Annotated in this window: 1 protein-coding gene; it reads left to right on the top strand. The window is 63.0% G+C overall.

The annotated features are described in order from the left end of the window. Positions 1–2,612, top strand: a 2,612-nt coding sequence (locus PMI31_RS29385) for an Ig-like domain-containing protein (protein ID WP_008023882.1), incomplete at both ends; no start/stop codon positions are given.

Below are 2,612 nucleotides of genomic sequence, written 5' to 3'. Positions count from 1 at the left end.
CAGCTACACCCTCAACGATAACGAAGCGCACCCGATCGCCAACGGCGCCAACACTTTGCCTGAGCAGTTCGCCGTGACCGTGGTCGATGACAACGGCACCACCGCGACCGGCTCACTCGACGTGAACATCGTCGACGACCTGCCGAAGGGCGTGTACGACAGCAACGCCAGTACCGCCTCGGAAACCTTGCTGACCCTCACTGGCAACGTGCTGAGCAACGACGTGCAAGGCGCGGACCGGGTTGCGCTCGGCGCAAACGCCGGCCCGATCACCCCCGGTACCTTCACCGGGACTTACGGCACCTTGGTACTGAATGCCAACGGCACCTACACCTACACCCTCAACACCAGCGATGCCGACTTCAAGGCCCTGCACGGCGGTGGCGATGGCAGCGAAACCTTCACCTACACCCTCACCGATGCGGACGGCGACAGCAGCACCGCGAATCTGGTGCTGAATGTCTACAACAACGACGATCCGGTGACCCTCAATGGCCTCGACGTGGAGGGCGGTGAGCTGACGGTCTACGAAAAAAACCTCAGCGACGGCAGCAGCCCCAGCGCACCGGCCCTGACCCAGAACGGCACCTTCACCGTGACCGCCCTCGATGGCCTGCAAACCCTGACCGTCGGCGGCATTGTCGTGGTCAGCGGTGGCGTGGCCGCCGGCTTCCCGCAAACCGCCGTCACGCCCCTGGGCAGCACGCTGACCATCACCGGGTTCAACGCCGCGACCGGCGTGGTGAGCTACAGCTACACCCTCAACGATAACGAAGTGCACCCAGCCGCCAACGGCGCGAACAGTCTCCCCGAGAGCTTCAACGTCGTCGCCACCGATACGGATGGCGACACGAAGACCGGGCAGATCAACGTCAACATCATCGATGACTTGCCGGGCGCCAAACCTGACTCGTCGTCGGTAGTGGAGGGCGGCACCGTCAACATCAGTGTGCTGGGCAACGACGTCAGCGGCGCCGATGGTCCGGCGACGGTGGTCGGCGTGCGCGCCGGTAGCAATACCTCGACGTCGGCAATCGGCGGGCTGGGTAACCAGATCAACGGCACCTATGGCTACCTGACCCTCGATGCCAACGGCAACGCCGTGTATCACAGCAATCAGAATTCGGTCGGCGATGCGGGGGCCACCGATACGTTCACCTACACGGTGCGTGATTCCGATGGCGATGAAAGCACCACCACCATCACCATCGACGTCGCCAACAGCGCGATCAAGGCCAACCCCGATAGCGACGTGACGGTCTACGAAAAAGCCCTCGATCTGAGCAAGGACGGGCAGGACCTGGCCGCCGGTACGGTCATCGGCAGCGACCCGGGCAACGCTGGCGAAACCGCGTCCGGCACCCTGGTCGGTTCGGTCACAGGCGCCAGCGGTGCGCTCACCTACACCCTGGTCGGCAGCGCCACCGGTACCTATGGGCAGATCCTGATCAACCCCGACGGCAGCTACACCTACACCCTGACCTCGGCGCCGAAAACCTCACCGAATGCCAACGACGGGCCGAACAGCCTGAGTGAAAGCTTCACCTACAAAGCCACCGATGCGCTGGGCAACAGCAGCACCAGCACCATTGTGGTCAACATTGTCGATGACGTGCCCAAGGCGGTGGCAACGGATCGCTCGGTGGCGGCCGTGGAGATCGATTCCAACCTGCTGATCGTGCTCGACGTCTCCGGCAGCATGGCCGACCCTTCCGGCGTGTCGGGCCTGTCGCGGCTGGCTCTGGCCAAGCAGGCCATCAGCGCCTTGCTGGATAAATACGATGACCTCGGCGATGTGAAAGTGCAGCTCGTCACCTTCAGCAGCAGCGCCACCGACAGGACTTCGGTGTGGGTCGATGTCGCGACCGCCAAGACACTGCTGGCCGGCCTCACCGCGAACGGCGGCACCAACTACGACGCGGCCGTGGCGACCATGCAGACCGCGTTCAACACCTCGGGCAAATTGACCGGTGCGCAAAACGTCGGCTACTTCTTCTCCGATGGCAAGCCCACTGCCGGCCAGGAAATCGGCACCGCCGACGAAACCGCGCTGAAAGCCTTCCTCGATGCCAACAACATCAAGAACTACGCGATCGGCCTGGGCAGCGGCGTGACCAACGCCAACCTCAATCCACTGGCCTATGACGGCAGCAGCCACACCGACACCAATGCGGTGGTGGTGACCGACCTCAACCAGCTCAACTCGGTGCTGTCCGGCACTGTGATCGGCGCACCGGTGACCGGTTCGCTGCTGGGCGAGGGCGGTTCATTCGGCGCCGATGGCGGCTTCATCAAAACCCTCACGGTGGACGGCACCACGTACACCTACGATCCGAGTGGCAACAGCAATCAGGGCTCGCTGAACTTCAGCGGCGGGCTCAACCACGGCACCTTCAACACCGTGGACAACACATTGAGCATTGCCACCAACAACAGCGGTACCTTGCTGATCAACCTGGATACCGGCGACTACACCTACATTTCGCAGAAAACCACGTCGGTGTTGATCACCGAGAACATCGGATTCACCGCCAGCGACAACGACGGAGACCTGGCCAGCTCCACCCTGACGATCAAAGTCATACCGAACGCACCGCCAGTGGCGGCCGACG

Origin of the sequence: Pseudomonas sp. GM55, from assembly GCF_000282395.1 — a bacterium.
GTDB classification, from domain to species: Bacteria; Pseudomonadota; Gammaproteobacteria; order Pseudomonadales; family Pseudomonadaceae; genus Aquipseudomonas; species Aquipseudomonas fluorescens_CC.
The sequence above is the reverse complement of the archived record's forward strand: the minus strand, read 5'-3'. Positions and strand labels throughout refer to the sequence as shown.